Genomic DNA, 26,730 nt, shown 5'->3' on the forward strand with positions numbered 1-26,730 from the left:
TATATCACATTACGAGATATATCGCGGTAACTTTATTCCATTGCTGCGTTTGATACCGTCATTTCCTTCACCAAATTAGCTGCAATATCAGCTTCAGTGAAGCGAAGTGGACGTAGTTGAGGTTGTTCGGAATACAGTTTGGTTTGATCGTCTGACTGCTCAGATTCCGGATTATGAGATTGCGAATAACTCAACAAGCCTCGCGCCACAGGCCCATCTTCAGTGAAGTTAGCGATAAACATCCAAGAGCTTCCATAAGTAATATGATAACCCTGACCTTCTGCGCTCAGTATCGAAGTTGAATCCATTAACGGATAGGTATGACGAGGCAATTCAGTCCCGTTATTTGATGTACGAGCATCAAATACATTGAAACCACCCTCTACATTATGTGCACCACCCCACGGCAAGCGTTCACCACTTGCTTCGCCACTAGCTGTGCTTTTCTCAACAAATTGCACTTCACCTAAGCTAGCGTCTAATGCAATGCCTGCGCGATTAATTTTATCCACCGCCGTAGCTAATTGAGTCAAGGTTGTATCATTATCTAAAAGACCATTCGGTGTGTTTAACACATCATTCACGTCATATTCGACAGCCCACTGTGGATCACGTCTAAATTGAAACGCAAATTCACGGAATAAATGAGCACCCACGCTCGCTTTATTCATAGTGCCATCCCAAGCTGAGAGTGCATCGCAAGCATCACCAAGAGAAACCATCGTCCCGTTAACGTCGATACTTGACTCACGATTTGCTTGGCAAATACTGATCAATTCATTGGCAATCGCTTCACCGAGATAATTGCGATTCCCCATCAGGGCTTCTTCAACTTCCATCATATTGAACTTAGCATCAGAACCCGCTGCGTCGGCTAACAGCTTGTGCGCCATTCTTGAACGCAGTGACTGTTGGTTGCCAACCTGTCCGTATAAAGGAGAAACGCCTGTGATCGGATTATCAAAATTCGTTAGCCAGAAGCTATCGTTCGAGTTTTGCACATAATCAGTACCTTCATACTTCGGTGCATTTTCATAAGGAACAGGACCGTCAAAATCAAATGCACTAATAAAGCCTGGCAAAACAGTGAAACCAGCCAAGGCTTTGGTTCCGATTAAGACTGGATTTGTTGCTAACTCATTCAACGCTGTTGCCCCTAATCCTGGCACGGTTGAATCATCAATATAGAAAACTTCACCCGATTTAGAAGCAGCCATTGTGTTATTAAAAATTACACCATCATAATCTTTAAAAGCCTGTTTGAACTCTTCCATATTGCTAGACAAGTTCATCGCTAACCAATGATCGATAACATCGTAATTAGGTAAGTTAGCATCTTTTATAGCAAACGCATTACCACTGCCCCAGTCAAAGTTGCCGGGCACGACAATCATAGGGCCATAGTTTGTGTAGTAACTTGTTTTTTCTAGCTCAATGGTTACACCAGGACCAATAGCAACTTCAATTTGCATATCACGCTCGAAGATTGTCCGTCTATTTCCGTCGACTTTATGCGTTAGGTTACTCGGATCATTTTCATCCAGCGCCAATTGGTATACAACAAAATGCTCAGCAGTCGAAAAAGTATGTGTCCATGCCATATTTTCATTAAAGCCAATGTTCACTGCACCAGGCAAGCCCATTAAAGAGCCTCCCATCACATTCAAATGCCCAGGAATTGTTGTATGGAACTGCCAGAAACGAAGATTGCCGGTATGCGGAAAATGCGGATTCCCCAATACCATACCCATTCCATTTTCTGTCATATCAGAGCCAAGTCCCCAACCGTTTGAGCCCATTTCTTGAGGGTTTCGTTCAGGTAATGTAACTTCTGGCGATATTTTAAATGGCAATTTACTGTTAGCTGAACTTTGGTTCTCACCAGTAACGCTTGCCGTTACAGGGCGAGGAAGCGGATTTTCTCCTGGAGGTGCGGCAATAAACATGGGACCCAAGAAGTTCGCTGCGCCAGGTAACAGTGCAACCCCTAGTGAATAGGTTAATAGATCCACACCATCAATCTCTTCTACCCAAGGTTGGTTTGCACAACTCGGATCAATGTTCGCTACGCCCGTATCTCGAAGGTATTGGTTATAGCCTTGAGTATATCCACTCAGCATCGCGCGACTGTTTTTGCTCAAGCTAGCAAAATTTTGTTCAGCCTGCTCTCTAATGCCAACGGTTAAGAAACCAAAATCATTTATCAGATGTTCTGAATCGCCCGAACCTGGCACTCTGTCGGGTCCTAAATATTTTGCTCGCTCTGAATTATATTTGATGATTTGATCAGCTAATATACATAGATTGTCTTGTGCAAATGCATATCCAACACCGAATGACATACTTTCTAGGTTATCTGCAGTCACGTGAGGAACACCATAGTCCGTCCACCTGATATTTGCTTCGAGAACACCATCAGTATCAAATGAGGGTAATGCTGGCGGTGTGACAGGTGCTTCAGGCGGTGCTGGAGGTAATGGTGGCTGAACATCGGTGAATTGATTATCTTTATCACCACATGCTGATAGCCCAGCGATGATCGAAACTAGCAGGGCCGAACTTTTTAAAGTTCTGAGTCTACAAAACATAATTTTTATCCTTGTTATTCTTATTTGTCCTTAATCATAGTACTAAAATTAACTTTTTGTTAACAATAATTTAAGTGAATTATTGTTAATCAGTGTTCATACATGTGAACAGCACTTCTCTATATTGCAGGCACAAAAAAGCCAGCATTAAGCTGGCTTTTCATTGTTGCTTTTTGACTAGTTTAGTTAGCTACAACGTCTTCGTTGGTTACAACAATCGCCGTTGCACCAGACGCTACGTAACTCGCGACTTGTCGCTGCATCTCTGTGGTAACAGCTGGGCTGCTTGCAGGGCTTAAACTGCTTGCATGTGCACCTTGATTGAAGAACACAACACCGCTTTGTGGCGACGTTCCTGCAGTTGTCGTTGATACTTGTGGTAGTCCCATAATATCAACTAACGCTTGTTGACCTGCTAAAGGTAAAGCAGTAGTCACAGGAATAACTTGATCAGGTAGGTTTGTTTCACCACCATCGCCAATCACTGTCATCATGTGCACTGGTGTATTAGCAGCCAGTGTCTCAAAGTAGTTAATTGGGTCAGATGAATCAATCACTGTTTGAGCTGCAAAAGCGAATTGAGCAAACAAAGCATTTGCCGTTGCTAACTGCTCTGGGCTAATAGCACCAAGGAAGATACCAACGCCTTCTGTTAAGTCAGCTTCAGATACTGCCACGCTACCGTAACGGTCAATTAAGAACGCTTGGAACTCAGGTGAACCTTGAGACAACAACAAACCTTTTACCAATGGTCCAAAGGCCGCAGATTCAAGGAGGAAGTTAGCTGTACCACCACCTGGTGATTCCAAAGATGCCGCTTGGACTGCAAATAAACCGTCAAAGGCCGCTAAAGGACCTTCAAAGCCAGTGTTCGCAACTGATGCAAAGTTACCACCAGTAATCGCACCTAACGACACACCGAACACAGATACGTTAGACGTATCGATATCAACAGACTGTGTCGCTGTCGCGTCGACTACCGCGTTTAGACCTAAACGTAAACCGAGTAAATCCGAGACGCTTTGACGTAAGTTATCACGTCCAGTTGGTAAGCTACCTAGGTTCAGATAGTGAGTCGCGCTAACCGTTGTTGCGTTTAAATCATCAACGCCGTCACCGTTCAAATCAAAACCACGGCTACCGTGAATAGGTTGGTCAATTGCAAATGTAGCAAAACCAGCTAAAGATAATGCACCCGTAATTGCGAGCATATCTTCCTTCTGCGAAGTAATGCCGTGAGCAAGCATCACTACAGGCCAACCTGCTTCAGGTTTCTCTAAGGTAATACCAAGTGCACCAGCAACCATCGGGTTTGGAACAGTGATTTGTACATCGAGTGTTTCATTGCCTTCATTTCCACCAGTAGCTTGAGGTACTGGAGAGAACTTAGTTAAGTTGCGATCTCGGTCAAGTAATTCACCGTTAACTCTCACATCAGCAAGACCGACAGCAGCACATAATGCAGCGTTAGGACCGGGTTCTGCTGTAGGTAACACAGATGCAGCGTTAGCTAGTACGATCCCGCTATCACAAGCCGCTGTCCAGAATGTATTAACAGGAGCCAGTGGGTTAGTCGCTGAAGGCACACCAGAGTAATAAGGCAATGAAATATTACCTTCAAAGCGGTCTGCTGCGCAGAATGGACCCACTTGAGTTAACACGCCGGTTGCTACTTGTGCTGCAAAGTCGTTAACTTGCGGAACTGGACTACCGAAACCACCGCCAGCACCATTCAACAAACCCGAACATGTCGTGAATGAAGAAAAGTCAGATGCATTGATTGCTGGAATAATCGGTGCTGCTTCAGGTGGTAACTGTGAAATACCCACTTGCACTGCACCATCGACTAAAGCCTGAGACACCAAACCTAAAAACTCCATAGTGTTTGGTTGTGTAGCCACGTCTCTTGCTACTATAGCAGGAAGTGCTTGACCAGCAGTTGGGTCGCCGGCGGCTGCTCTTTGAGCAAACTCAGACACCATTAATTGTTTGACAGTATCAAGCACGTTAGACACTGACTGTGTCGTAAATGCCGATACATAAGTAACATTGTCAGTGTTTACGCTAGCAGCACGTAAAGAATCTAAGTGCAGGTTGATAAGCGTCTGTAAAGATAACTGTGACTCTGTTGCTAATGGTCTAGTGTTAATATCTTGCTTTACTAAGTCCCATGTTGTCGAGCCCTGTACTCCTTTACCTGATGAATCTTTCAAATCATCAGTCATCACCAATAGATAACCTTGAGCAGGCTTCAATGGACGAAGTGGAATGACGGTTACAGTATTGTTATCAACCGGACGAACAATATAGTCTTGACCGAATACGAGTTTATCACCCACTTTACAGCCGGCACTTGGAATAGGAATAGCCGCACAATCAGGATCGTTTTGGTTCAAACCCAATGTCGCTTCATATAAGTGTATGCCTTGGCTTAAGGTGGATTCATCCAAACTAGTGTTTGGTGGTGTAACAACATCGATAACAAACGGTTGAGTCGTTGACCATCCATCAAGGACGTTTAATGCATTTTGCGGATCAGAAAAATCACTTGGGTCAGCTACTGGGATGTTTAAGGTATAATCGAAGAAACCATCATCCCCTGGTAGCATTAGTAAGTCATTGGGAATATTTAAATTCCCTGCTGCCGGATCAAACACAACTCGAGAAAACGGTGTTTGTGCCGGTGCGTCTTCCTTGATGTCGCTTAGGCTATCGCCGCCGCCACAACCACTTAGGCCTAATGCAGCTAAAACACTAGCGCTAATTAACAATTTATTCATTCTTTCTCCCCACTCGCTTGCAGATAATATTTATCCACCACATTTTTACTTTTTATTAACGTGATGGTATTGCGGATAGTCTAACAAGTATGACCAGTTATAATAATCTTAATAGTATTGGCTTTACATTAACTTTGCAAAGGTTTGTTAACCATTTGTAATGAAAAAAACAAATATCTAATAATTTCTCACCAAAATCTTTAGCATCAGAGACTATTACGCTAACATTGCGCTTTTTGATTAGCGACACTACAAGGCTCAAGAAACAATGCATTCTCACTTACAATATGTAGCGCCTAAAAACGCTTTACGCAACAAAGTTATTCTTGTTACCGGTGCAGGTGATGGGATAGGAAAAGAAGCGGCTATTTCTTATGCAAAACTGGGCGCTGAAGTTATTCTGTTGGGCAAAACCGTTGAGAAGTTGGAAGCAACTTATGATCAAATCATCGCTGACGGTGGTGTGCAACCCACTATCGTCCCCATAGACTTTGCAGGTGCAACACCCAAAAATTATACCGATATGGCTGCCAGTATAGAGGGACAGTTCAAAAAGCTTGATGTGGTACTTTTTAATGCCAGTGTATTAGGTAATTTAAGTCCTTTTTCAGAAATAACAGAAAAGGAATTTACCGAGGTGATGCAGGTAAATTTGAATAGTCAGTTCTTTATGGTCCAAGCGTTACTGCCACTATTAAGGAAAACTGAACAGGCATCGGTTATTTTCACGACATCATCAGTGGGTAGCCAAGGTCGCGCTTATTGGGGAACTTATAGTATTTCAAAGTTTGCTACGGAAGGAATGATGCAGGTTCTTGCTGACGAACATAAGAATACGCATGTACGCTTTAATTGCATCAACCCGGGCGGCACAAGAACGAACATGCGCGCAAAAGCGTTTCCAGGTGAAAAAGCGAGTAGCTTGTTGACGCCGGCGGACATTATGCCAACGTATCACTACCTTGCCGCGAACGACAGTGCGGGTATCAACAATGAGACTCTGAGTTGCCAACCAAAATAATAACGTAGCCAAATAAAAAAGCTCTGCCTTTATACATAAAAAGCAGAGCTTGGTTTGTTAGCAACTAGCTTTGATTTTGTTTAGCCCAAGTATCTCTTAGACCAACCGTGCGATTGAATACCAAGTTTTCTGACGTACTGTCTTTATCTACACAGAAGTAACCAGTGCGCTCAAACTGGAAAGCACTCGCAACGGGTGCATCTGCCAACGAAGGTTCAACTATCCCCTGCTTAATTATCAATGATTCAGGATTAATAGTCGCTGTAAATTCATCTTCTCCAGCAGGATTAGGCACCGTAAATAAGCGGTCGTAGAGGCGGATCTCTGCCGGTTTCCCTTCACTCGCACTTACCCAATGAATAACGCCCTTTGCCTTTCTGCCATCTTCAGGGTCTTTTCCTAAAGTATCGGCATCATAGGTACAGTAAACAGTGGTGATTTCGCCCTTATCATCTTTGTCACAACTATTAGCTTTTAAGAAGTACGCGTTTCTTAAACGTACTTCTTTTTCCAGTACCAAACGTTTGAACTTTTTGTTCGCCGACTCTTTGAAGTCTTCCCTTTCAATAAACAATTCTTTGGTAAAAGGTACTTTGCGTGTGCCCATAGAATCATCCATTGGATGGTTGATAGCATCTAGCCATTCGACTTGATCTTCTGGATAGTTTTCAATAACCACTCTTAAAGGTTCTAAAACTGCCATTCGTCTTGGCGCCGACACATTCATTTCTTCACGAATACATGCTTCAAGCATGCTCATTTCAACCAAGTTATCCATTTTCGTGACACCAATACGCAGGCAGAATTCACGCACGGAAGATGGCGTGTAACCACGTCTTCTGATACCGGCAATCGTTGGCATTCTTGGATCATCCCAACCGTCTACATGTTTATCGTCTACCAACTGAATCAATTTACGCTTACTCAGTACAGTGTACTCAAGGTTTAAGCGAGAGAATTCATATTGGCGAGGTGTGCAATCAATAGAAATATTTTCAATTACCCAATCGTACAAGCGTCGATTGTCCTGAAACTCCAAAGTACATAACGAGTGCGTGATACCTTCGATAGCGTCCGAAATACAATGCGTAAAATCGTACATAGGATAAATGCACCATTTATCACCGGTTTGATGATGATGAGCAAATTTCACACGATAAATAACTGGGTCACGCATGCACATGAAAGAAGAACTCATGTCTATTTTCGCGCGCAAACTACATTCACCTTCTTTATAGTCACCCGCTCTCATTTTTTCAAAATGCGCTAAGTTTTCTTCAATGGATGTATCTCGATAAGGACTGTTTTGACCCGGCTCTTTCAGCGTGCCTCGCAGCGCTCTAACGGTTTCTTGTGAACTAAAATCAACGTAGGCTAAGCCTTTTTCAATCAGTTCCCGTGCAAACATATAAAGTTGATCGAAGTAGTTTGATGAGTATCTAGCCTCACCTTGCCAGGTAAAACCTAGCCAAGAAACGTCTTCTTTAATCGAGTTAACAAAATCCATATCTTCTTTTTCTGGATTAGTATCATCGAAGCGTAAGTTACATGTACCTTGATAGTCTTGAGCTATACCAAAATTCAAACAAATAGACTTAGCATGGCCAATATGAAGGTAGCCATTCGGTTCTGGTGGAAAGCGTGTTGATACTGACGAGTGCAGACCACTTTGTAGGTCTTTATCAATGATTTGTCTGATAAAATTTGACGGTCGATTCTCAATCTCGGCCATGTTTTCGAGTTCCTTGCGGTATAAAGTTATTGATCGCTTTAAGTATATCACCTTGCTCGTAATACCATAGTCACAATTTGATATTTCCACGCACATTTACGAAATAACTGCTTACCTTGTATTTTACTTCACCAACTAATGGAAACAATTTGAACTTGCTGGCCTCAGTAGTGTATAAACTAGTAACCAAACAATAAGAATCCGTCACCAATGAAGAGCAAAGCAACCTCATTCGATATTGCCCACATGGCAGGAGTTTCTCAGTCGACCGTATCAAGGGCACTGAGTAATAGCCCCTTGGTCAATCAGGAAACGCGAGATCGAATCAAACAGATTGCTAAAGACCTTAATTACAAGGTCGACAAAAATGCGAGTAACCTGCGTAAACAACACAGCCAAACCTTAGCACTGCTGCTGTTTGAAGACCCTACTTCTGATGACTCTCTTATTAATCCTTTCTTTATATCGATGTTGGGCAGTATTACTAAAGCCACGGCCGCAGCCGGCTACGATTTGCTTGTTTCTTTTCAAAACCTGAAAGATGATTGGCATGCGGTTTATGAAGATAGCAACAAAGCCGATGGACTGATTTTACTGGGTTACGGTAGTTACACGGACTACGAATACAAATTATCTCAGTTAGAAGAACAAGGGACTCGTTTTTTACGTTGGGGCGCGCCGGACGAGAAACATCCAGGTATATCTATCGGTTGCGATAATTTTCTTGGTGGTGTGTTGGTCACTCAGCATTTGGTTGATATTGGTCATAAATCTTTCGCCTTTATTGGCGATGCTGATGAAAGTGCCCCCGAATTCAAAGCCCGTTTTGATGGTTTCATGAGTGTCATTGCCGAAAGTAAACTCAACGCCGATAGTGTTGTTCAAAAAGATGCGATTTCTACAGAGTCAGACGGCTATAATGCCGCGATAGAGATCCTTAATACTGGCAAACCAGACGCTATCGTCTGTGCGTCAGACCTTATCGCCATGGGAGCAATCAGAGCCATTAGAAGCCTTGGCTTTAAAGTGCCTCGTGATGTAGCTGTAGTAGGATATGACAATATCCAAATCAGTGAGTTTGCATCAACCCCTCTCACTACGGTCCATCAAAATACACAGTTGGCAGGTGAGCTGCTTGTCGCTAATTTATTGAAACTGATTAACAACGAGATTGTGACAGACTACCTAATGCCACCAGAGTTGATAATTAGGCAATCTTGCGGGCGTACCACATAAAAAAAGCCTCAACAGAGCAAAGCTAAGTTGAGGCTAAGTAGGGATGACACCCAAATGAAAAGCGTTAATTATCCTTTTACTTCAGTAACTTGTACGTGTTCTTTCACTCTAAACACTGCGAAGCCCGCCAACAACATAGATACACCTGACACTACAATAATGTTCACTGCTTCATTGTCGAACGCAAACTTCAAAATATAACCTGCAGTTAGGCCACAAATGATTTGCGGCATAGCAATAGTGAAATTGAAGATCCCCATGTAAACACCCGTTTTATTAGCAGGCAATGACCCGGCTAACATTGCATATGGCATGGCTAAAATAGCAGCCCAAGCAATACCAATACCGACCATCGGCAACACTAGCAAAACTGCACCATAAGGGACTGTCACTTCAGTAATCAATAAGTTCACCGTAGTTGGCGTGAGGTCTTCAAAGAACAAGAAACTGATATAGCTAATGCCACCTAAGAACAGTGAACCCGCATACACGACTTTACGACCAACTTTGTTAGCTAGCTTTGCAAGGAATACCGAAAAGACGGCAGCAAACAAAGAGTAGGCAGCAAATAGTATCCCTACCCAATCGCCAGCAGCACCTTTCGCTGCGACGATTGATGCAGGCACGTCCACTGAGCTTAGATAACTAGAATCGAACCACTTCACTTCAACGCCCCAAATGTGCTGAGTGATTGCAGGCGTGGTATACACCCACATAATAAACAAGGCAAACCATGAGAAAAATTGAACAACGGCTAACTGTCGCATAGTGTCAGGCATTGTTTTTACTAAACCAATGAACTCGCTCAGCTTCTGACCGAGTGGTTTCTTCTCAGCGAGCTCTCTCTCCATTTGTGCAGCGTCGAGACCTTTATAATTGTAGTAGTCTTTTGGCGCATACTCTTTGGTTCTAAATACGGTCCATAGCACGCTACCCAACAGTACAGTCGCTCCGATATAAAACGCCCAAATTACCGATGGCGCGACTTTGCCAGCCTCTGCTGTGTTTTCTAGGCCTATTACATTTGTCAGAACAAAAGGCAGGATTGAACCGATAACAGCACCCACATTAATCAACAATGATTGAATAGAATATCCAGAATTACGCTGCTCTGGGGGGACCATGTCAGACACTAAAGCACGAAAAGGTTGGAAACATACGTTAAAAGAAGCGTCCATTAACGCCAACATTAAGACACCAAAAATCATTGGCGCCATGAAGGCAACAAATAGCGAAGCGTTTGGCATAAGGAACATGCCAATAGCAGCGGCGATAGCCCCTGCCAGTATGAACGGACGGCGTCGGCCCATTCTATTCCAAGTGCGGTCAGAAGCGGCACCAACAATAGGTTGAACCAACAAGCCCATGATTGGCGCAACTAGCCAGAAGAAAGACAAAGAATGTAGGTCTGCACCTAAATCGGAAAGAATTCGGCTAGCATTTGCATTCTGCAGCGCGAAACCAAATTGAACACCAAGAAAGCCAAAACTGACCGTCCATAGTTGCCAAAAACTGAGTTGTGGCTGTTGTTTTTGCATATTTTTCTCTTTTTATGTGTCCGGAGCGTTTACACACATAAAATCATTAGATCTCATTCAGACGTATGTAAACCGGATGTTAATTACGCGAGCAAGTTTACCTCTTAGCGCAACAAATAACTACGCAAGTGCATACGTATTCACTTCATGCCACACTGCTATTTGGGGGATTTTGACACGATTCGCTCAAGCTTTAGCTGAACAAACTTGTTAGAATTAGGTAAACGAGAAACAACAGTCAACGCAATGTTCGATCGCTAAATAGGAAATCAGCGCATGCAAAAAAACTTACTCATTGTCGGTGGCGGTACGGCTGGTTGGATGGCAGCCAGTTTACTCAATCATTACTTAAAACGACAAGGCAGCTCTGCTCATCAGTGGCAAGTTACCTTAGTCGAATCACCTCAAATTGGCATCATTGGCGTGGGCGAAGGATCGACACCACAATTAAAACGCATGTTTGATGAACTTGATATTAGTGAAGCTGAATGGATGAACGCTTGCTCAGCAAGCTATAAGAATGGCATCAGTTTTATTAATTGGACAGAACACACCTCAAGTAATCGCTATTTTCATCCCTTCCCTTCGCCATTTGATCGTCAAACTGCAGCCGCATTTTTGTACCATAATAAATTGCGCATGCAAGGTATGGACGTCCCTGTTGAACCAGATACCTTTTTCCTGTCTGCCTACCTTGCAGAACATGCGCTTAGCCCTAAAACCCAAGTTGGCAAACCCCAAATCCCATTAAATTATGCCTATCATTTCGATTCGGCAAAGCTTGGTAATTTTTTAGCAGAAAAAGCAACAGCCGCTGGCGTTAAACATATTCAAGGCAAAATAAGCAGTGAAAAAAATGCCATAGCACTCCACGAAAATGGGCATATCAAATCACTTGCGCTCGACACAGGCGAAATGCTTCAGGCCGATTTATTTTTAGACTGTACTGGCTTTCAATCTTTATTATTGCAAAAAGCACTTGGGGTAAAGTTTGAGTCTTTCGCGAATAACTTGTTTAACGACAGTGCGATTGCTATTCCCAGTGAACGATTAAGTCCTTTGCCATCAGAAACCCGTGCCACAGCGTTGAGTGCGGGTTGGGCCTGGCAAATACCATTACAAAATAGAACAGGAAATGGTTACGTCTATAGCAGCAAATATTTAAGTGCCGAAGCCGCTGAAGCTGAGCTATTCAGTCATGTGTTTGAACCAGAAACACTTACGCCAAATAAATTAGATGAATTGAGAGAGCAGGCTAAGCATTTAGATATGAATGTTGGGCAAGTAGAAAAACACTGGCATAAGAACGTGGTGGCTCTTGGCTTATCTCAAGGGTTTATAGAACCATTAGAGGCAACGGCATTACACTTAGTGCATGAAACCATCCTCAAACTGAAAAACGTGTTGGTCAGCGATGAATATAATCAAGCAGTGGCAGATATTGAACCCCTTAAATCTGAATTTAACGACGATATCAGAAGCCGTTTTGAAGGCGTCAGAGACTATATTGTTTGTCACTACAAAATGAATACTCGAACGGATTCTCAGTATTGGATTGATAATCGAAATAACGCAGATATTTCGGATAAATTAGGCGCTGTTTTACAAGCCTGGCAGAGTGAAAAAGATATTGGAGAAATATTAGAAAGGCAACAGATGACCAGCTATTATCCTATTATTTCGTGGTATTGCTTATTGGCTGGATACGGCGCTTTCAAGCCTGCGACCAGCGAAAACCGTTTACCCGCTCATCAATTGAATCAAATGCGTCGTTTTATTGAAAACGCGGCGCAACAATTTGCGCCGCATGACAGTGTTTTACATCTATAAGGTAAAAGCCAAGACTATTGGTACTTAGCCTACTTGATAAGCAGTTCAAGGCGTGATTCCAAACGCGCTTTAACTCTTAACTGTTGTGTTTTTTCATTCCAGTAGGCGGCTTGGTGGCTTTTTACGAATGCTTTTGCATCAAGCACTTTCACTGCACTTCCATTCACCAAAACCTCGCTAACAATCTCATTCACGCCATGTACCACAAAAGTAATATCTCGCGATTTAGGCGCATCTGCAAAACTCCCTTTCACTTGAGTATCAAGCTGTAGCCCTGCATCAGAACTCATTGCCTGAAAATCGATTGTTTGATAATTTGCCTGCTTAATCGAATCGGCACTCTGGCCGTCGTCATCGTACATCGTGTAAGTCGTTTGCGTTACCGATGGATCGTGATAATAGTGGACCGTTAAGTCACTTGGATCATAAGCTTCGGTTGATTGAATATCTTTTGCCATTGGGATGAAAGAGCCAGCTTTAACTAGCACAGGTAACTCTTTCAAGCTTACACTGACCTCAATTTCTAATGGCGTTTCTTGGTCATCAGACAGGTTTTTATATCTTGAGTCATTCCAAAAGTTGAACCATACACCAGGCGGCAGTTTCATTTTCACATTGGTGACGCCAGGGTCGGTAATAGGCTGAACAAGGAATGCATCTCCCCAAAAGTAACTTGTCGAATTTTCTATATCACTCGATGCGCTATGCAAAAATGTAGGTCGCATCATCGGTAAACCTGATAGAGAATTTTCAAAACTCAGAGAGTAATTATAAGGTAACAGGCGATAGCGCAGTTTCACGAACTCTCTCACAATGTCTTTGGTCGCTTGATCATGAAAGACCGGTTCAGGTGCAATATTATCCTGAGCATGCGGCCGGTAAACCGGCTGGAACACACCGTATTGCATCCATCTTATATACAATTCAGGATCAAATACCTCACCACCGGCAAAGCCACCTAAATCAGAGTGCGTATACGCTAGACCGAACATACTCATTTGTAAGCTAAGTTCAACCTGTGGTTTTAAGCCGCCCCACTCTCTGGATACGTCTCCTGTCCACGGAATAATACCGTAACGCTGTGTACCCAGAAAGCCGGAACGCATCATAATAAACGGGCGCTCATTGGGCGTCAGTTTTGTTTGGCGTTCGTATACCATTTTTGCCCATTGGTGCCCGTATACGTTGTGAATTTCATCGCCTGTAACCTTGTCACCATTGAAATGATGGATACTATCGCCTGGGTGTACTTCTGGTTCACCCAAATCGCCCCACCACCCTGCGACGCCTTGCTGATCAAGCGCGGCATAAAAGTCCCAGAACCAGTCTTGTGCGGCTTCATCAAAGACATCGACTAAGCCTGTATTACCAAAATAAAAGTCGAAACGACGAGGTCCACCCCCCAAGCTTCTTGCTAATGCGTCATTCTCGACAGCTGAATCCCACTGTGTCGAGGTGCTTAGTATGAATGGTTCGGTAATCAATATAGTTTTAACACCGTTTTTCTTCAGTGTTTTGATCATTTTCTCTGGCTGTGGAAAGGTGTTTTTATCCCATTGTAGATTGCCCATGTGGCCTTTAATATCAGGGCCGAACCAATAGAGATCTAATACGACCGCATCTAAAGGAATGTCATCTTTGCGAAACTGTTCCACTGTTTCTAGGGTTTGCTTTTGGCTTTTGTATCCGAAACGAGAAGCATAATTTCCTAATGCCCAACGCGGAGGCAATGGTTGCTTACCTGTCACGTCCACGAAGTTTTTTACAATTTCAGCGTAGGTTTCACCGCTTGAAATAATATAGGATGTACGCCCACCAACCGCTTCGAACTGCAAAACGTCCGATTCAGTGTGGCCAATATCTAAAAAGCCGGAAGCACTATTGTCAAAGCCAATTGCGTACATATTCGTAGACATTACCGCTGGCAAACTGTAGTACATTTGTGAGGATTCAGTGGTATAACCATAATGCGCTCGGTTGTACAAAGGCATGCGATGACCACGACGATCCATGCCTAACACACGCTGCCCGCCACCCATCAACTTTTCATCGTCTTGCAGAGCGAATCGGAAGCCACGCAAAGTATCATGCGCAAAAAATCCGGCTTCTTCGCTCACGAGCAATTTACCATCGCGATAGAACGACACACCTAACGAATCTTTATTTATAACTGCGCTAATATTTTTCGCCGAAAAAGTGAAAGCCTTTTCGTTTTGGCTTAACTCTGTCACGATAAGGTCGCGTTGCTTTACTTCTTCACTAAGCGCAAATGACGGTAATTGTTTAACACCATCCGCTTCGTAGCTTACCTCAAAAGTACTATCATTGAGGGCGGTAATAGTTAACTCAATTTTTTCGCTACTGATATGTAAGGCTTGCGCCCGCTTCTCAGTAGAGAGCAACTCAGCGGCATTCAGCGGAGCCAGCAACACCAACAAACAAAACGTGAAGCAGACAGATTTCACAGATGTATAGAATGGATTAATGATAGTTGCTCTCATTATTTACTCGCCTTTAAGTTAATCTCTAAGACCACTGAACTAAGCGCATCCAACTCGATATTAATTTCCGCAGATGACCGTTTTTTACCTACCGCAACTTTATACTCATAGCCATTCACTAGGTCTACTGCACTTAATTCACCTTCGTTAAGTTCCCATTCGGTAATCAGCTTAAGAGGGAGTTTAATACTTAAATCTTGCACTTTTTGCTCAGTAAAATTACTCACGATAACAAGTGCTGTTGTATCGGTATAGCGAACAAATGAAAACTGACGCTCGCTGTAATTTTCGCTACTTTTCACGTTAAATGAATGCAAGCTTTCGTATTTTCCCAACATAGTTGGGTGTTCTGCTGAAATTTGCATTAGGCGTTCATAATACGCTCTCAATGCTTTTTCTTCTGAGCTTGATTGCCCACCATCGAACTTTCCATCATTCATCCAGCGCTGGTGCGCAGGCACACCGGCATAATCAAAAATAGTGGTTCTTGTTGGATCACCGAAGCCGGTTTCTTCCGACCCATCTTCACCCACGTCCTGACCAAAATAAAGCATGGTCGGCGAGCGACTGATTAGGGCAGAAACAACCATAGCCGGCAGACCTTTTTCAGCACTACCGGCAAAATCAGGACTCGCAATCCTTTGTTCGTCATGGTTTTCAAGGAAATGCAACATATGCATCTCTATATCGGCAAGGCTCAGCTGGATGTCTTCCAGTGCTTGGGCATCTCCTTTACCTTGCATCAAAAGCTTCAATGAATCGTAGAACTCTACTTTGTCGTACAGGTAATCCATTTTTCCAAGTTGTAAATATTCTCTATACAGTGTCGGGTTATAGACTTCGGCGAGCAGGAACGCATTCGGGTTTTTAGCTTTAATTGAGGAATTCAAATATGACCAAAACTCGACTGGCACCATCTCGGCCATGTCATAGCGAAATCCATCTACACCTTTGTCCAACCAGTAGTGAACTATCTGTTCGAACTTGATCCATGAATCAGGCACAGACTTCCCTTTCCAAAATGCCGCATGCTCGACTACGCTCTTGTTTGCATATTCTTCTGGCAGACGTTCAAAATCATAGGTGCCATCGGGTCTAACCCCATAATTCACTTTGACAGTTTCGTACCAATCATGAAAACTTGGTTGTGGCGCACGAGCGCCATTGCCCGTCCATTTTGCTGGTGTCTCAGCAAACTTACCATCTGCCAGAGGATGTGGTTCTCCTCCTAAGGCTTGATAACCGTTCTCACCTATTGGTACTTCGAAGGACTCACCAACAACATAATAGAAATTGTTGTCTCTGGCATATTCAACAGTAGTGTCATCTTTTTCACCAAAATCGCTGACACCCTCTGGTTTATTTAAAGACTTATATGCTCGTGCTACATGATTAGGCACAATATCAATAATGACTTTTAGATCATTAGCATGACTGCGTTCAATCAATGCTTCAAACTCTTCTAATCGCATTGCCGGATCATCGGCTAAATCAGGATTCACATCGTAATAATCCTTAACAGCATAAGGAGAACCAGCTCTACCTTTTACAACATCTGGATCGTCAAGGTCTATGCCATACGCAGTATAATCATTAATGACAGCGTGATGAGGTACGCCCGTATACCAAATATATGACGCGCCTAGTTCTTTAATGCTTTTTAAAGCAGCATCATCAAAATCACTAAACTTACCTACACCGTTTTCTTCCAAGGTGCCCCAAGGCTTGTTTGTTGTGTTCGTGTTTCCAAATAATCGTGTAAAAACCTGATACACCACTGGCTTACCTTGACCTTGGGCTGCATGAGGGTGACTTTTAGTTGATGCTTGCATCATATTTTCTTTTTCGGTTTGTTGGGATGACTTCTCGGCGGGAGAACAGGATAACAAGAACAGAACCGAGCAACAGAGTGCTGCGATCGGAGCGCGTTTGGCTGAAAAGCGTGGTTTGACGGTAAACGAAGTAGAAGCGTTGTGCATTATTGTTTTCCTTATTGCATATTACGCACAGAATAACCGTTAACAACTTGTTAAAAAAGTTACATACGTATTCATAGGCACGAAAACACGGGCAATCATTGCCCGCTTCGGTTTTTACTTTAAAACAAAGTGTAAATAAAGGTGGCTAGCGATGATTGCTGTGTTGCGACAACCACAAAACCAAGTAAGGCCATGACAACGATTATGGGCAGTAACCACAGCTTTTTCCTAACGCGCAAGAAAGCCCATAAGTCTTGTAAAAATTCCATCATATTAAAAAGGTTCCTCTAGCCGAGCTTTTTGTTTCTGAGATTGTTTATCGTCACGTGTCACCCAATTAGAAGGTTCATGAACGCGGTGTTTATATTGTAACTTCCCCAAGGCCTTCATCATCACGCCGATGGGCGTTATCAGTAAATAGAAAATAATACCTAAGAGTAGCTTTGTATTTAACCACCCCAATATCGATGCGATGACCATCCATCCAACATAGGGGTAATAAAGCAAATGTGGCACAACAAGGTAAAGAATGCCTAATACGATGCTCACTGCAAAAGGCCAAATTGGCATGTCCGCAGAGAAAAGCCAAGGCAGAAGCAAACTAAACACAACAGGAAAAGCAATAGCCATCGTTATCGCGAACGACTTCAACGCTGAAAGGTCATCTTTACTGGCTAGTGGCAACATCACTTTTTGTAACTGCTTCATTGCTGTAAACATCGCTACTCTGCTTCCTTCTTAATGGTCTATAGACTCGTTCAATTTATTGTTGGCACTGTATGTAAAATCACTTGAGCGGTCGTGTAATCGCTATCAATCAAGTTCAAAAGTCACTTGTTTAGCTTGTTCAATGGCTTCGTCAGCTTGCTGTTCCTTTAATAGCATCGTATTTTCCATGACCAATACGTCCATATCGGTAGCTAAAAAGCATCGAATTGCGTCTTCAGGTGAGCACACAGGTGGCTCTCCTCTTACATTAAAAGAGGTATTTATCACCATGCCTATCCCAGACACTTTCTTGAAAGTACTAATAAGCTCATGAAAACGTGGATTAGTTTCTTTGTGCACTGTTTGTACTCTTGCTGAATAATCAACGTGAGTAATAGCGGGTACCGAACTTCGTATTTGATTTAGTTTTTCCAAACCCTTTGCATCTGTCATCTCAACAGTTTGATGATGCGTTTTTTTTACATCTGCTACCAACAACATATAAGGACTGATGGTGTCTAGATCGAACCACTTAGCGCTTTCTTCTGCTAAGACTGCTGGCGCAAACGGCCTAAAAGATTCTCTCTGCTTAATTTTAAGATTCATTTGAGATTGCATCTGAGTGTTGCGCGGGTCACCTATTATCGAACGATTACCCAATGCTCTTGGCCCAAATTCCATAGCACCTTGAAACCAACCAACTACCTTACCTTCTTCAATATGCTTGGCGCTAACAGCAAGAAGCTCATCGTCATTTAGCACCGTATAGGGCAATTGGCGTTGTTGACACGTTTCTACCACAGCCTCATTTGTATATTTTGGTCCGAGGTATGCCCCCTTCATGTGGTCTTTCAACGCTGAATTTTCGGCCTCTTCATTCCCAATTTGACTAACGCGACCCTGTTCAAAAAACTTGTGCCAAGCTTGTAAAGCGGCTCCAATCGCACTGCCCGCATCACCTGCAGCAGGCTGTATCCATAAATGTTTGAATGGGCCTTCTCGCAGTAGTCGACCGTTGGCAACACAGTTCAAGGCCACGCCACCCGCTAAGCAAAGTGCGTCACTTTGTGTGTGCTGACGTAAATACCTAGCAATGGTTAAGACAATATCTTCAGTAACAATCTGAATTGAGCGCGCTAGATCCATTTGTTTTTGCTCAGTCGGCGCTTCGCTAGGATGCGGCGGACCACCAAACAAATCGTGAAAACGTCTGTTGGTCATGGTGTTGCCAGCAGCATAGTCAAAATACGACATATCTAAAGAGAAACTGCCGTCTTGATTTACCTGCACAAGGTGCTGTTTTATGAGGTCAACATACTTGCCTTCGCCATAGGGTGCCAAGCCCATTAACTTATACTCACCACTATTCACTTTAAAACCACAATACTGGGTAAATGCCGAGTACAACAATCCTAATGAGTGCGGAAAATGAATTTCAAATAACGGACTTAACTCTGCTCCACTACCTTGCCAAGCGGATGAGGTTGCCCACTCTCCTACACCGTCCAGACATAGCACTGCGGCATCATCATAGGGGCTTGGGAAATAGGCGGCGGCTGCATGAGACTCATGATGTTCGCAAAACAACAATTTAGGTACTTTCGGCTTTTTTTGCTTTTGGCGCTCTATATAGTAAGAAGTACCATTGGCAAGCGCCCGCTCTTGATGGATAAGTTTGCGTAACTCTGTGCGCAGGACCGATTTCAAATATAGTTTTTCTTTCAGCCAAATCGGCATTGCTTTAGCAAAGGACAAAAAACCTTTCGGAGCCGTTGCTAGATAGGTTTCCAATAGTCGCTCAAACTTTAGCAAGGGTTTATCATAAAATACCACTGCATCAAGCGATTCAACTGAAACACCTTGCTCCTTCAAACAAAACTGAATCGCCTGACTTGGAAATGAAGGGTCATGTTTTACGCGCGTAAACCGTTCCTCTTGAGCAGCGAAAGCTATTTCACCATCACTTATCAGCGCAGCTGCACTATCGTGATAAAACGCGGAAATCCCCAAGATGTGATTCATACTTACCTTTGTAAAACACTCAATCAACACTTAGTTTACTTATATTTGACCTAGGCACTAGTAAAAAGGCGTGATAATGCTCAATTTACACTACGCATACGTATGCAACATTGTATTAACATGCTTTTTTGTCGATTTTTACGATAAACTATCAAGGTAGTAAAATAAGAATGGATGATAATTTGAGCGCCGAACCTACTAAGCAGTCACAGCAAAAAAATGGACAACGTGATCAAACAAAGTCACGTGCGGTTTTTTATCTCATTGCCATTCTGCTTCCCTTTGCGTTCTTAGCTTTATTTGAACTGGTGCTAAGAGTGAGTGGATTTGGTCACCAGTATCCCTTGTTCATTGAAGCATCTAGTCCACTTAAGGCGCAAAGTACCTTATCGGGTAGCTATTTACAGCCTAACCCTGAGGTGATTAAACGTTTCTTTCATTTACCCGAATTTGCTCCCCCTGTAGAACCCGATACCTTCCTATTTAAACAAGAAAAACAGATAGGAACATATCGCATTGTGTTGATGGGAGGGTCCAGTGCAGCAGGCTTTCCATATGGCCGTTTTGGATCTCCGGCTGGATTACTCAAACAACAGCTAAAGTCGGTTTATCCTGATAAGAATATTGAAGTCCTCTCTGTGGCTATGGCCAGTATCAATACTTATGCTTTGTTAGATTTCACACAAGAAGTTATCGACATTCAGCCTGATTTGGTCCTTATTTACGCGGGACACAATGAGTACTTAGGTGTCATGGGCGTGGGCTCTGTATATTCTCAAAGCAACAGTAGAGCAACTAACCTATTCTTTTTAAAATTAAAAGAGCTTCGTTTATTTCAGTTGGTACAAGGTTTATATTACTGGCTGAAACCGCAAACTGAGCCCTTTAACCACAACGACAGTTCACGAACCGTGATGGCATCTGTGGCTAAAGAAAAAAATATCCCACTTGATTCAGAGCTATATGCAGCCGGTAAGACGCAGTTCAAAGAGAACCTTAGCACAATCGTCAAACTGTTTAGTCAAGCCGACATTCCAGTATTGCTATCAAGTATCGCGTCGAATGAACGAAACCAAGCTCCCTTCGAATCTATGAACAGCACCTCGGCTAATTCTCTTATTTCACCAGACAAGCCGCGCTCCTCTCAACGTATTATCCAACAAGGTGTATCGCTTATTGAAAACGGAGAACAATCAGCAGATTTAGCCTTCGCAATCGCCCAAGCTTATGAGAAAACCAATCAAATGTCGGATGCGCTGACTTACTATAAAAAAGCACGAGATTACGATTTATTGCGCTTTAGAGCCCCTAGCGAATTCAACGACATCATTGCCGAGATTGCCGCCAGTCATCAGCTGGTCACCTTTATAAACGCCGACGAGAAGCTGCGCAACGATACTGAGACAGGCATTATTGGCGAAGAACATATGCTCGAACACCTACACCCCAATACACGTGGCTACTTTATACTTGCCTTAAGTTATCTCGAAGGCATTGTGGATGGGCAGTTCTTACCTTCACCAAAAAGCGCAATTGAAACTGACGACTTATGGCAGACACAAAGCATGCTACGCAGCGATATTATGCTCGCCGAGTATAAAATAGCAGTCTTAAAATCAGATTATCCATTTACAGCAACAAAACAAACTGTGCGCCTGCCCTCCGCGAAAGATGCCATTGAAGAACTTGCCTTAAAACGAATTGCCGGTATGGATTGGCTGAGCGCGCAGCAAGCCCTATTAAGTTTGTACCAGGAGCAAGAATCGTGGCTCGAGGCAGCAACAGTGGCAGGTTTAATGTTTGATGCCTTACCTGAGAGAGGCGACATAGCGCGTATTGCAAGCTTACTTTACCTGCGTGTCAATCAATTGGGCCTCGCTGAATACTATGCTCGCAAAGCGATTCAATATATGCCAACGCTCGGATTGGAAGAACAAGGTAATTACTACTTAAGCTTGGGTGAGACCTTATTTAAATCAGGCGATGTAAATGGAGCCATAGAGGTTTTAGATGCATTACTAGTCATGCAGCCAATGAATCAGAAAGCATTGGCTATTCGTCAACGTATTTCGCCGCCCTAGCGCACAAAACCGACTAAACTAGTGCGCTGAACTGACGCTTAAGTGAAACAATTAACTACGTATATTGAGAGAATAACTAAACGCGATGACTAAACGAAACAACAATCAAAAGAATAAAACAGCATTCTATGCCATCGCATTACTCATTCCGGTTTTATTTTTTCTTATTTTAGAGTTTGGCTTGCGCCTTATTGGTTTCGGCACAAGCACCCCTTTATTTATCGAAAACCCAGCCAACCCAAATTATATTTTACCGCAACCAAACATTCTCCAGAGATACTTTCCGGAAGGCACCGAGCAGCCCTCTGTAACCATGGAAGCTAATTTCATCTTGAAAGAGAAACCCGCAAATGGCTATCGCATTGTTGTGCAAGGTGGCAGCACCGCGGCTGGCTTTCCATACGGTTTAGGTGCGAGCATTGCTGGCATTCTCGATCAACGCCTTAAGCCAAGTTTACCTGGTCGACACGTCGAAGTGCTCAACACCGCCATGTCAGCAGTTAACTCCTATACTCTGATTGATATTGCAGATGAAATCATTGAACAGAAACCAGACGCTATCATGATTTACGCCGGTCATAATGAATACTTAGGGATACTTGGTGTCGGATCAAACTATACCGCATTTGGCGCAGGACTCAGCACAACATGGTTTTTGAAACTGAAAGAACTGAGCTTGTTTCAGCTAATGCAAAAACTCTCCGTTGCGCTTATTGCACCCGATACTGAAGCACCATCAAACGAAAAACCGGGGCAACAGACACAAGGCAGTGCTCGCACGTTTATGGCCAAAGTCGCAAAACATAAAAACATCGAGAAGGGTTCCGACCTCTATGACGCTGGTTTGGAACAGTTTGAAAAAAACATATCTGCCCTACTACAAAAATATCAACGAGCTGGTATACCCGTGTTTATTTCGACCATTGCCAGCAACATTAAGGACCAAAAACCTTTCGTAAGTGCTGAGCTCGAACCAGAATATCAAGCAAGCGCTCAAAAACTATTCGCTAGCCTAGAACAACAATCGAAAGCACAAAATATCAGCTCACTTAAGAAAGTATCTCTGACGCTTCAGCAGTCGTCCTCTGCAACCCTACATTTCAAACTCGCTCAGCTTGCCCTTGCGTTAGGTGAGTCGTCTATTGCGAAAACGCATTTCGACCTAGCAAAGGAACATGACTTATTGCGCTTTAGAGCCCCTGAAGCAATTAACCATATTATTCGTGAACAAGCACAGAAGTTTGATGCCATTGTAGTTGAGACTCAAAAAGAGCTGGAGATACGCAGCCCTGACAGGATCATCGGCAATAATCTTATGCTTGAGCATCTGCACCCTAACCTAAGGGGCTATTTTGTGGTGGCAAACAGCTTTTATAATAGTTTCGCTGAGTTCTGGCAAACGCAAGGTGATAACTCTCCTTTCTCGCCTGTATCTATTGAACAGGCATGGGCCGAACGTTTAATTTTACCTCAAGAAGAGTATTTTGGTTACGCCACTATACTGGGTTTAACGTCTGACTATCCTTTTACGGATAATCCGCGTAAGCCTCGTTTGCCCAAACCTACAGACTGGCAACAACAGTTAGGCCAGGATTTTTACGCAAAAAAAATCACCTGGCTAGACATGATGGAAACGAGCTTGAAGCGATATACGCTTGAAGAAAACACAAAGCAGCGTAACAAAACCCTGCAAATTCTGGCGGATGCATTGCCCCATCAGGGTCTGTACAATCTACAAATTGCTGAAGTGAAGTTTCAACAAGGTCGCTACAATGAATCTCTGCATTATTATCAGCGGGCCAAACTTGCAGGCGCCATTGGTAATACGATTGATTCAAATATCAGCACCTTAGAGTCGATATTACAAAAAGATTAGGCACTGAAATAGCCTATTGCGGTTTACAGAGGTTTGACGATTACACTGACTTTCGCCTCCACCTCCTCAATTAGCTCTTGATCCATGTATTGATATTCATCAGGAATGTCCAATATGTTTGGTAAGCTAAGTTTTCACGAACCCATTACTTTTAAAGCAATATATGGTGATAAATTTAAGAGTAGTATCGCTATTTTATAGTTACCCAAAAACGCAAAATACATGTTGGGTAAATCAGACGCTTCAACGCCGACGATTTTACTGTGAAGATTAATGGTAAAACGTTTAAATACGATAATAAAAAACGCTGAGAACAAATAAATACCAATATTGATTACAGTACACCAACCGAAAAATGTAGTCAGTTCATTTGCGCTAATCATTAATTATATCTCCGTGATATTTGTTATACGCTGCCAGCTCGTTCTACTACCAAAATTCTCGCTTGGCCTTGAGGGTGAGCAACATGCTCAGTACCTATTGAAGCAAAAAATATATCTCCAGTGTTTAGAATAGCAGACTTAATCTCGTTATTTTCTTTATAGAGCATTTCGACAACACCATCCATAACTGCAAAAACTTCTTCGCCATCGTTTACATGCCACTTGTACGGTTTGTCTGTCCAATGCAAACGAGTAGTAATACCGTTCATACTGGCGATATCCTTAGCACCCCATGCCTTGCTTGCGGTGAACTCTTTACTTCTAATGACTTCCATTGTAACTCCTTTTTAATGCGATATTTCAGGGCGTATAACACTTACAATTTATTTATGAAAAAGCTGTAATTCAAACCGGTATTTTGCGCGGCCTTGTACGAAGATTTAGGCTGAACACTGATGTATTTTTATTGGGTGGATTCCGGCCGATATACCTCACACATATACGTCCCAGATGAAGAGCTCAGAGTTAAAAATCCTGTTGGTAAAGCTCTTGCGTCATAGGGTATATACCCTTCAGAGTAAACGTAATCTTCTACATAAACTCTGTAATAAACTAAATTCAGAAACTTGGTTAATGTAAGTTGTATAGAGCCGTTTTTCTTTGGTATGGACATCGCTACCACTGGCCTTTTAAATAAACCTTCATTTTGACTTGCTTTTAAGACTTCATAACGAAAAATCCATTGCGAATCTTCACTTTCAACCATGCCAAATTGTAGAGCCTCACCTTCGGCAGATGAATCTCCAAGCATTATGCTTATGAACGGTCCATATTCCTCGAAGAATGATTCCTCAATATTGACGGTACATGTAATAGATTCAAAATTATCGATTTTATCTATCACCTTTAGGGTAAGGGTGTTTCCACTTGTCGTATTATATTTTTCTTGTTTAGAGAGAAGATTTTTAGTTTCAAGACTTTTTAACTCTGAAAGATCAGCATGACAAAGGCTCGACATTGTGAGAAGAGTGATGCACATAATCCAAGCAATTATTTTTTGCATGACGGTGAGCGTTTTATTATATGCCAGCATCAATCAACCTTTTGGCTTCCTCTATCAGACTACTAAAATCGTCAAATTCATCGCTGTAAAAGTAGTTTTCCGTAACGTGTCCCTGACACATAAACACCTTATCGGAGCTTAAAAAGAATAGTACCCTTTGCCTGATAACAAATGAGGAGCCCAAGCCGCAGTCGCCTCCCCCATATGAAGAATATAAAGTAATGCTTTCTTGATTTTCACCTTTCAACAATTGCTCTACTCTAACGGTTATTTCTACGCCAGCATCATAGGGACGAACACTTTCATCGATGACTGCAAGATCCCTTAGACTCACAACGGTGCCAACTAGAATATTCTTTGAATTTTCTAGTTTGTCGATGAGTGGAAGCTCACCACAGGAACATGCATTGGCCCGTGCGGATAATAAGAGTAAGAATATTGCTAATAAGAACCTCATTGTTCGATTTTTCCTTTTAGTATTTAACAATAAGCTAAGGGGCGCGGACGTGGTGCGAAAATGGCGAAACCGCGCCACGTTTGCGTCCCAGCCCACATTAGTATGCGTTCTCAAGCGTATTGTTATACGTTACCTTCGCAGTTAAATAGCCTACTATCAATGCACAGAGGATCACGAAAAAATTAACCCAATATATTGAGTAAGTGAATGGGTACATTAACGACACTTGGCAAGCGCCAAAAACAACAATGACACTATTAAGGAAGGATCCGGTACATAGCCGTGAATACAAGAAAGCAAAAGCTGCAGCCAGCAATCCAAACCCTAGAAGTTGAACTACAAATATATCCCAGAGCAGCATGGATAGGACTGTATTAAAAGACTTTGGCATTGCAAAGGCTGCCGTATAACCAGTTAGATGAACGCCAAAAAAAGCAATTGATAACCCACCTAATATTGCGATGGCAATAGGTAAAAGCTTATTCATATCTTTATCTCTCCATAGACGTGTAACGCTTTTGATAAGCGGTTTGGCTGATCTTGGCAACGTCAGCTTGAATTTTTTTGTTATATGCCGATCCCAAGTGCGGAACAATTAATCCTAACATTAGACCCCAAAAGAATGCATTTGAAACTCTAGCGCTAACTTTTTCCTCAGCTTGGCGCTGCTCAATTGAATCAATTATTTGTTCTACAGAACCGTTTTCTACAGTAAGTCGATTTAGTTTGTATTTGCTTTCAACTGCGATTGGAACGCAATACTCTTTGTGTTTGCGAAAGAAGCCTCTGAGTGCCTGTTGACTAAACCCAGTATCTAACGACAGTGAAATGACACCGCAACCTTTCTCGCCATGAGAGTCGAGAGCCTCCAAGATTTTCCTTGTTTTCAATTGTGTTTTTTCAACCATTTAGAGTTACCATTTACAGTGGCATAT

20 protein-coding genes are annotated in these 26,730 nt (G+C 42.7%); 5 read left to right on the plus strand and 15 right to left on the minus strand.

Annotation, left to right across the window (positions count from 1 at the left end; translation table 11 throughout):
• Nucleotides 1–32 precede the first annotated feature (32 nt).
• Entirely contained in the window at nucleotides 33–2,588 is a 2,556-nt protein-coding gene (locus RM544_RS03945) for an acylase (RefSeq protein ID WP_311360458.1), read from the minus strand.
• 182 nt (nucleotides 2,589–2,770) lie between these two features.
• Nucleotides 2,771–5,368, minus strand: coding sequence for a VolA/Pla-1 family phospholipase (locus tag RM544_RS03950; protein WP_311360459.1), 2,598 nt, complete (start codon nucleotides 5,366–5,368; stop codon nucleotides 2,771–2,773).
• A gap of 268 nt (nucleotides 5,369–5,636) precedes the next feature.
• Between RM544_RS03950 and RM544_RS03955 the strand changes: the two genes are divergently transcribed.
• Nucleotides 5,637–6,389: a YciK family oxidoreductase gene (locus RM544_RS03955; protein WP_311360460.1), complete on the plus strand. Its 753-nt coding sequence runs from the start codon at nucleotides 5,637–5,639 to the stop codon at nucleotides 6,387–6,389.
• A gap of 64 nt (nucleotides 6,390–6,453) precedes the next feature.
• Here the strand turns inward: RM544_RS03955 and glnS are convergent, their stop codons facing one another.
• Nucleotides 6,454–8,121: a glutamine--tRNA ligase gene (gene glnS, locus RM544_RS03960; protein WP_311360461.1), complete on the minus strand. Its 1,668-nt coding sequence runs from the start codon at nucleotides 8,119–8,121 to the stop codon at nucleotides 6,454–6,456.
• 210 nt (nucleotides 8,122–8,331) lie between these two features.
• On the opposite strand from glnS, the gene RM544_RS03965 reads away from it, so the two are divergent.
• The gene (locus tag RM544_RS03965; RefSeq protein WP_311360462.1) at nucleotides 8,332–9,357 is read left to right on the plus strand and encodes a LacI family DNA-binding transcriptional regulator; all 1,026 of its coding nucleotides are present in this window, start codon (nucleotides 8,332–8,334) and stop codon (nucleotides 9,355–9,357) included.
• A 68-nt stretch (nucleotides 9,358–9,425) separates the two neighbouring features.
• On the opposite strand, the gene RM544_RS03970 is transcribed toward RM544_RS03965, so the two are convergent.
• Nucleotides 9,426–10,895 (minus strand): MFS transporter, encoded by a 1,470-nt coding sequence (locus tag RM544_RS03970; RefSeq protein ID WP_311360463.1) that lies wholly within the window; start codon nucleotides 10,893–10,895, stop codon nucleotides 9,426–9,428.
• Between the two features lie 276 nt (nucleotides 10,896–11,171).
• Between RM544_RS03970 and RM544_RS03975 the strand changes: the two genes are divergently transcribed.
• Nucleotides 11,172–12,725: a tryptophan halogenase family protein gene (locus tag RM544_RS03975; RefSeq protein ID WP_311360464.1), complete on the plus strand. Its 1,554-nt coding sequence runs from the start codon at nucleotides 11,172–11,174 to the stop codon at nucleotides 12,723–12,725.
• A 29-nt stretch (nucleotides 12,726–12,754) separates the two neighbouring features.
• Here RM544_RS03975 and RM544_RS03980 read toward each other — a convergent pair whose 3' ends face one another.
• From RM544_RS03980 to RM544_RS04000, 5 genes are all read right to left on the minus strand, one after another.
• Nucleotides 12,755–15,226: a glycoside hydrolase family 31 protein gene (locus RM544_RS03980; RefSeq protein ID WP_311360465.1), complete on the minus strand. Its 2,472-nt coding sequence runs from the start codon at nucleotides 15,224–15,226 to the stop codon at nucleotides 12,755–12,757.
• A complete protein-coding gene (locus RM544_RS03985; RefSeq protein ID WP_311360466.1) occupies nucleotides 15,226–17,205 on the minus strand; it encodes an alpha-amylase family glycosyl hydrolase in 1,980 nt (659 codons plus the stop codon). The genes RM544_RS03980 and RM544_RS03985 overlap by 1 nt, the downstream gene beginning before the upstream one ends.
• A gap of 119 nt (nucleotides 17,206–17,324) precedes the next feature.
• Nucleotides 17,325–17,477, minus strand: a complete 153-nt coding sequence (locus RM544_RS03990) for a DUF5989 family protein (protein WP_311360467.1) — start codon at nucleotides 17,475–17,477, stop codon at nucleotides 17,325–17,327.
• A gap of 1 nt (nucleotide 17,478) precedes the next feature.
• Entirely contained in the window at nucleotides 17,479–17,925 is a 447-nt protein-coding gene (locus RM544_RS03995) for an SxtJ family membrane protein (protein ID WP_311360468.1), read from the minus strand.
• A 93-nt stretch (nucleotides 17,926–18,018) separates the two neighbouring features.
• Nucleotides 18,019–19,935, minus strand: a complete 1,917-nt coding sequence (locus RM544_RS04000) for a carbamoyltransferase family protein (protein WP_311360469.1) — start codon at nucleotides 19,933–19,935, stop codon at nucleotides 18,019–18,021.
• A 170-nt stretch (nucleotides 19,936–20,105) separates the two neighbouring features.
• Between RM544_RS04000 and RM544_RS04005 the strand changes: the two genes are divergently transcribed.
• Nucleotides 20,106–22,016, plus strand: coding sequence for an SGNH/GDSL hydrolase family protein (locus tag RM544_RS04005; protein ID WP_311360470.1), 1,911 nt, complete (start codon nucleotides 20,106–20,108; stop codon nucleotides 22,014–22,016).
• An 85-nt stretch (nucleotides 22,017–22,101) separates the two neighbouring features.
• Nucleotides 22,102–23,892 carry an SGNH/GDSL hydrolase family protein gene (locus tag RM544_RS04010; protein ID WP_311360471.1) on the plus strand — a complete coding sequence of 597 codons (1,791 nt, stop codon included), beginning with the start codon at nucleotides 22,102–22,104 and terminating at the stop codon, nucleotides 23,890–23,892.
• 134 nt (nucleotides 23,893–24,026) lie between these two features.
• Here the strand turns inward: RM544_RS04010 and RM544_RS04015 are convergent, their stop codons facing one another.
• The 6 genes from RM544_RS04015 to RM544_RS04040 form a co-directional block, all read right to left on the minus strand.
• A complete protein-coding gene (locus RM544_RS04015; RefSeq protein WP_311360472.1) occupies nucleotides 24,027–24,275 on the minus strand; it encodes a DUF6868 family protein in 249 nt (82 codons plus the stop codon).
• Nucleotides 24,276–24,298: 23 nt separating this feature from the next.
• A complete protein-coding gene (locus tag RM544_RS04020) occupies nucleotides 24,299–24,610 on the minus strand; it encodes a cupin domain-containing protein (protein WP_311360473.1) in 312 nt (103 codons plus the stop codon).
• Between the two features lie 128 nt (nucleotides 24,611–24,738).
• A complete protein-coding gene (locus RM544_RS04025; protein ID WP_311360474.1) occupies nucleotides 24,739–25,368 on the minus strand; it encodes a hypothetical protein in 630 nt (209 codons plus the stop codon).
• Nucleotides 25,355–25,795, minus strand: coding sequence for a hypothetical protein (locus RM544_RS04030; protein ID WP_311360475.1), 441 nt, complete (start codon nucleotides 25,793–25,795; stop codon nucleotides 25,355–25,357). Before RM544_RS04030 ends, RM544_RS04025 begins: the two co-directional genes overlap by 14 nt.
• Nucleotides 25,796–25,892: 97 nt before the next feature.
• Nucleotides 25,893–26,282 carry a hypothetical protein gene (locus RM544_RS04035; RefSeq protein ID WP_311360476.1) on the minus strand — a complete coding sequence of 130 codons (390 nt, stop codon included), beginning with the start codon at nucleotides 26,280–26,282 and terminating at the stop codon, nucleotides 25,893–25,895.
• Between the two features lie 4 nt (nucleotides 26,283–26,286).
• Complete coding sequence (locus tag RM544_RS04040) at nucleotides 26,287–26,703, minus strand: hypothetical protein (protein ID WP_311360477.1); 417 nt, start codon at nucleotides 26,701–26,703, stop codon at nucleotides 26,287–26,289.
• Between the last annotated feature and the right edge of the window lie 27 nt (nucleotides 26,704–26,730).

Source organism: Brumicola blandensis, assembly GCF_031846165.1.
Classification (GTDB): domain Bacteria; phylum Pseudomonadota; class Gammaproteobacteria; order Enterobacterales; family Alteromonadaceae; genus Glaciecola; species Glaciecola blandensis.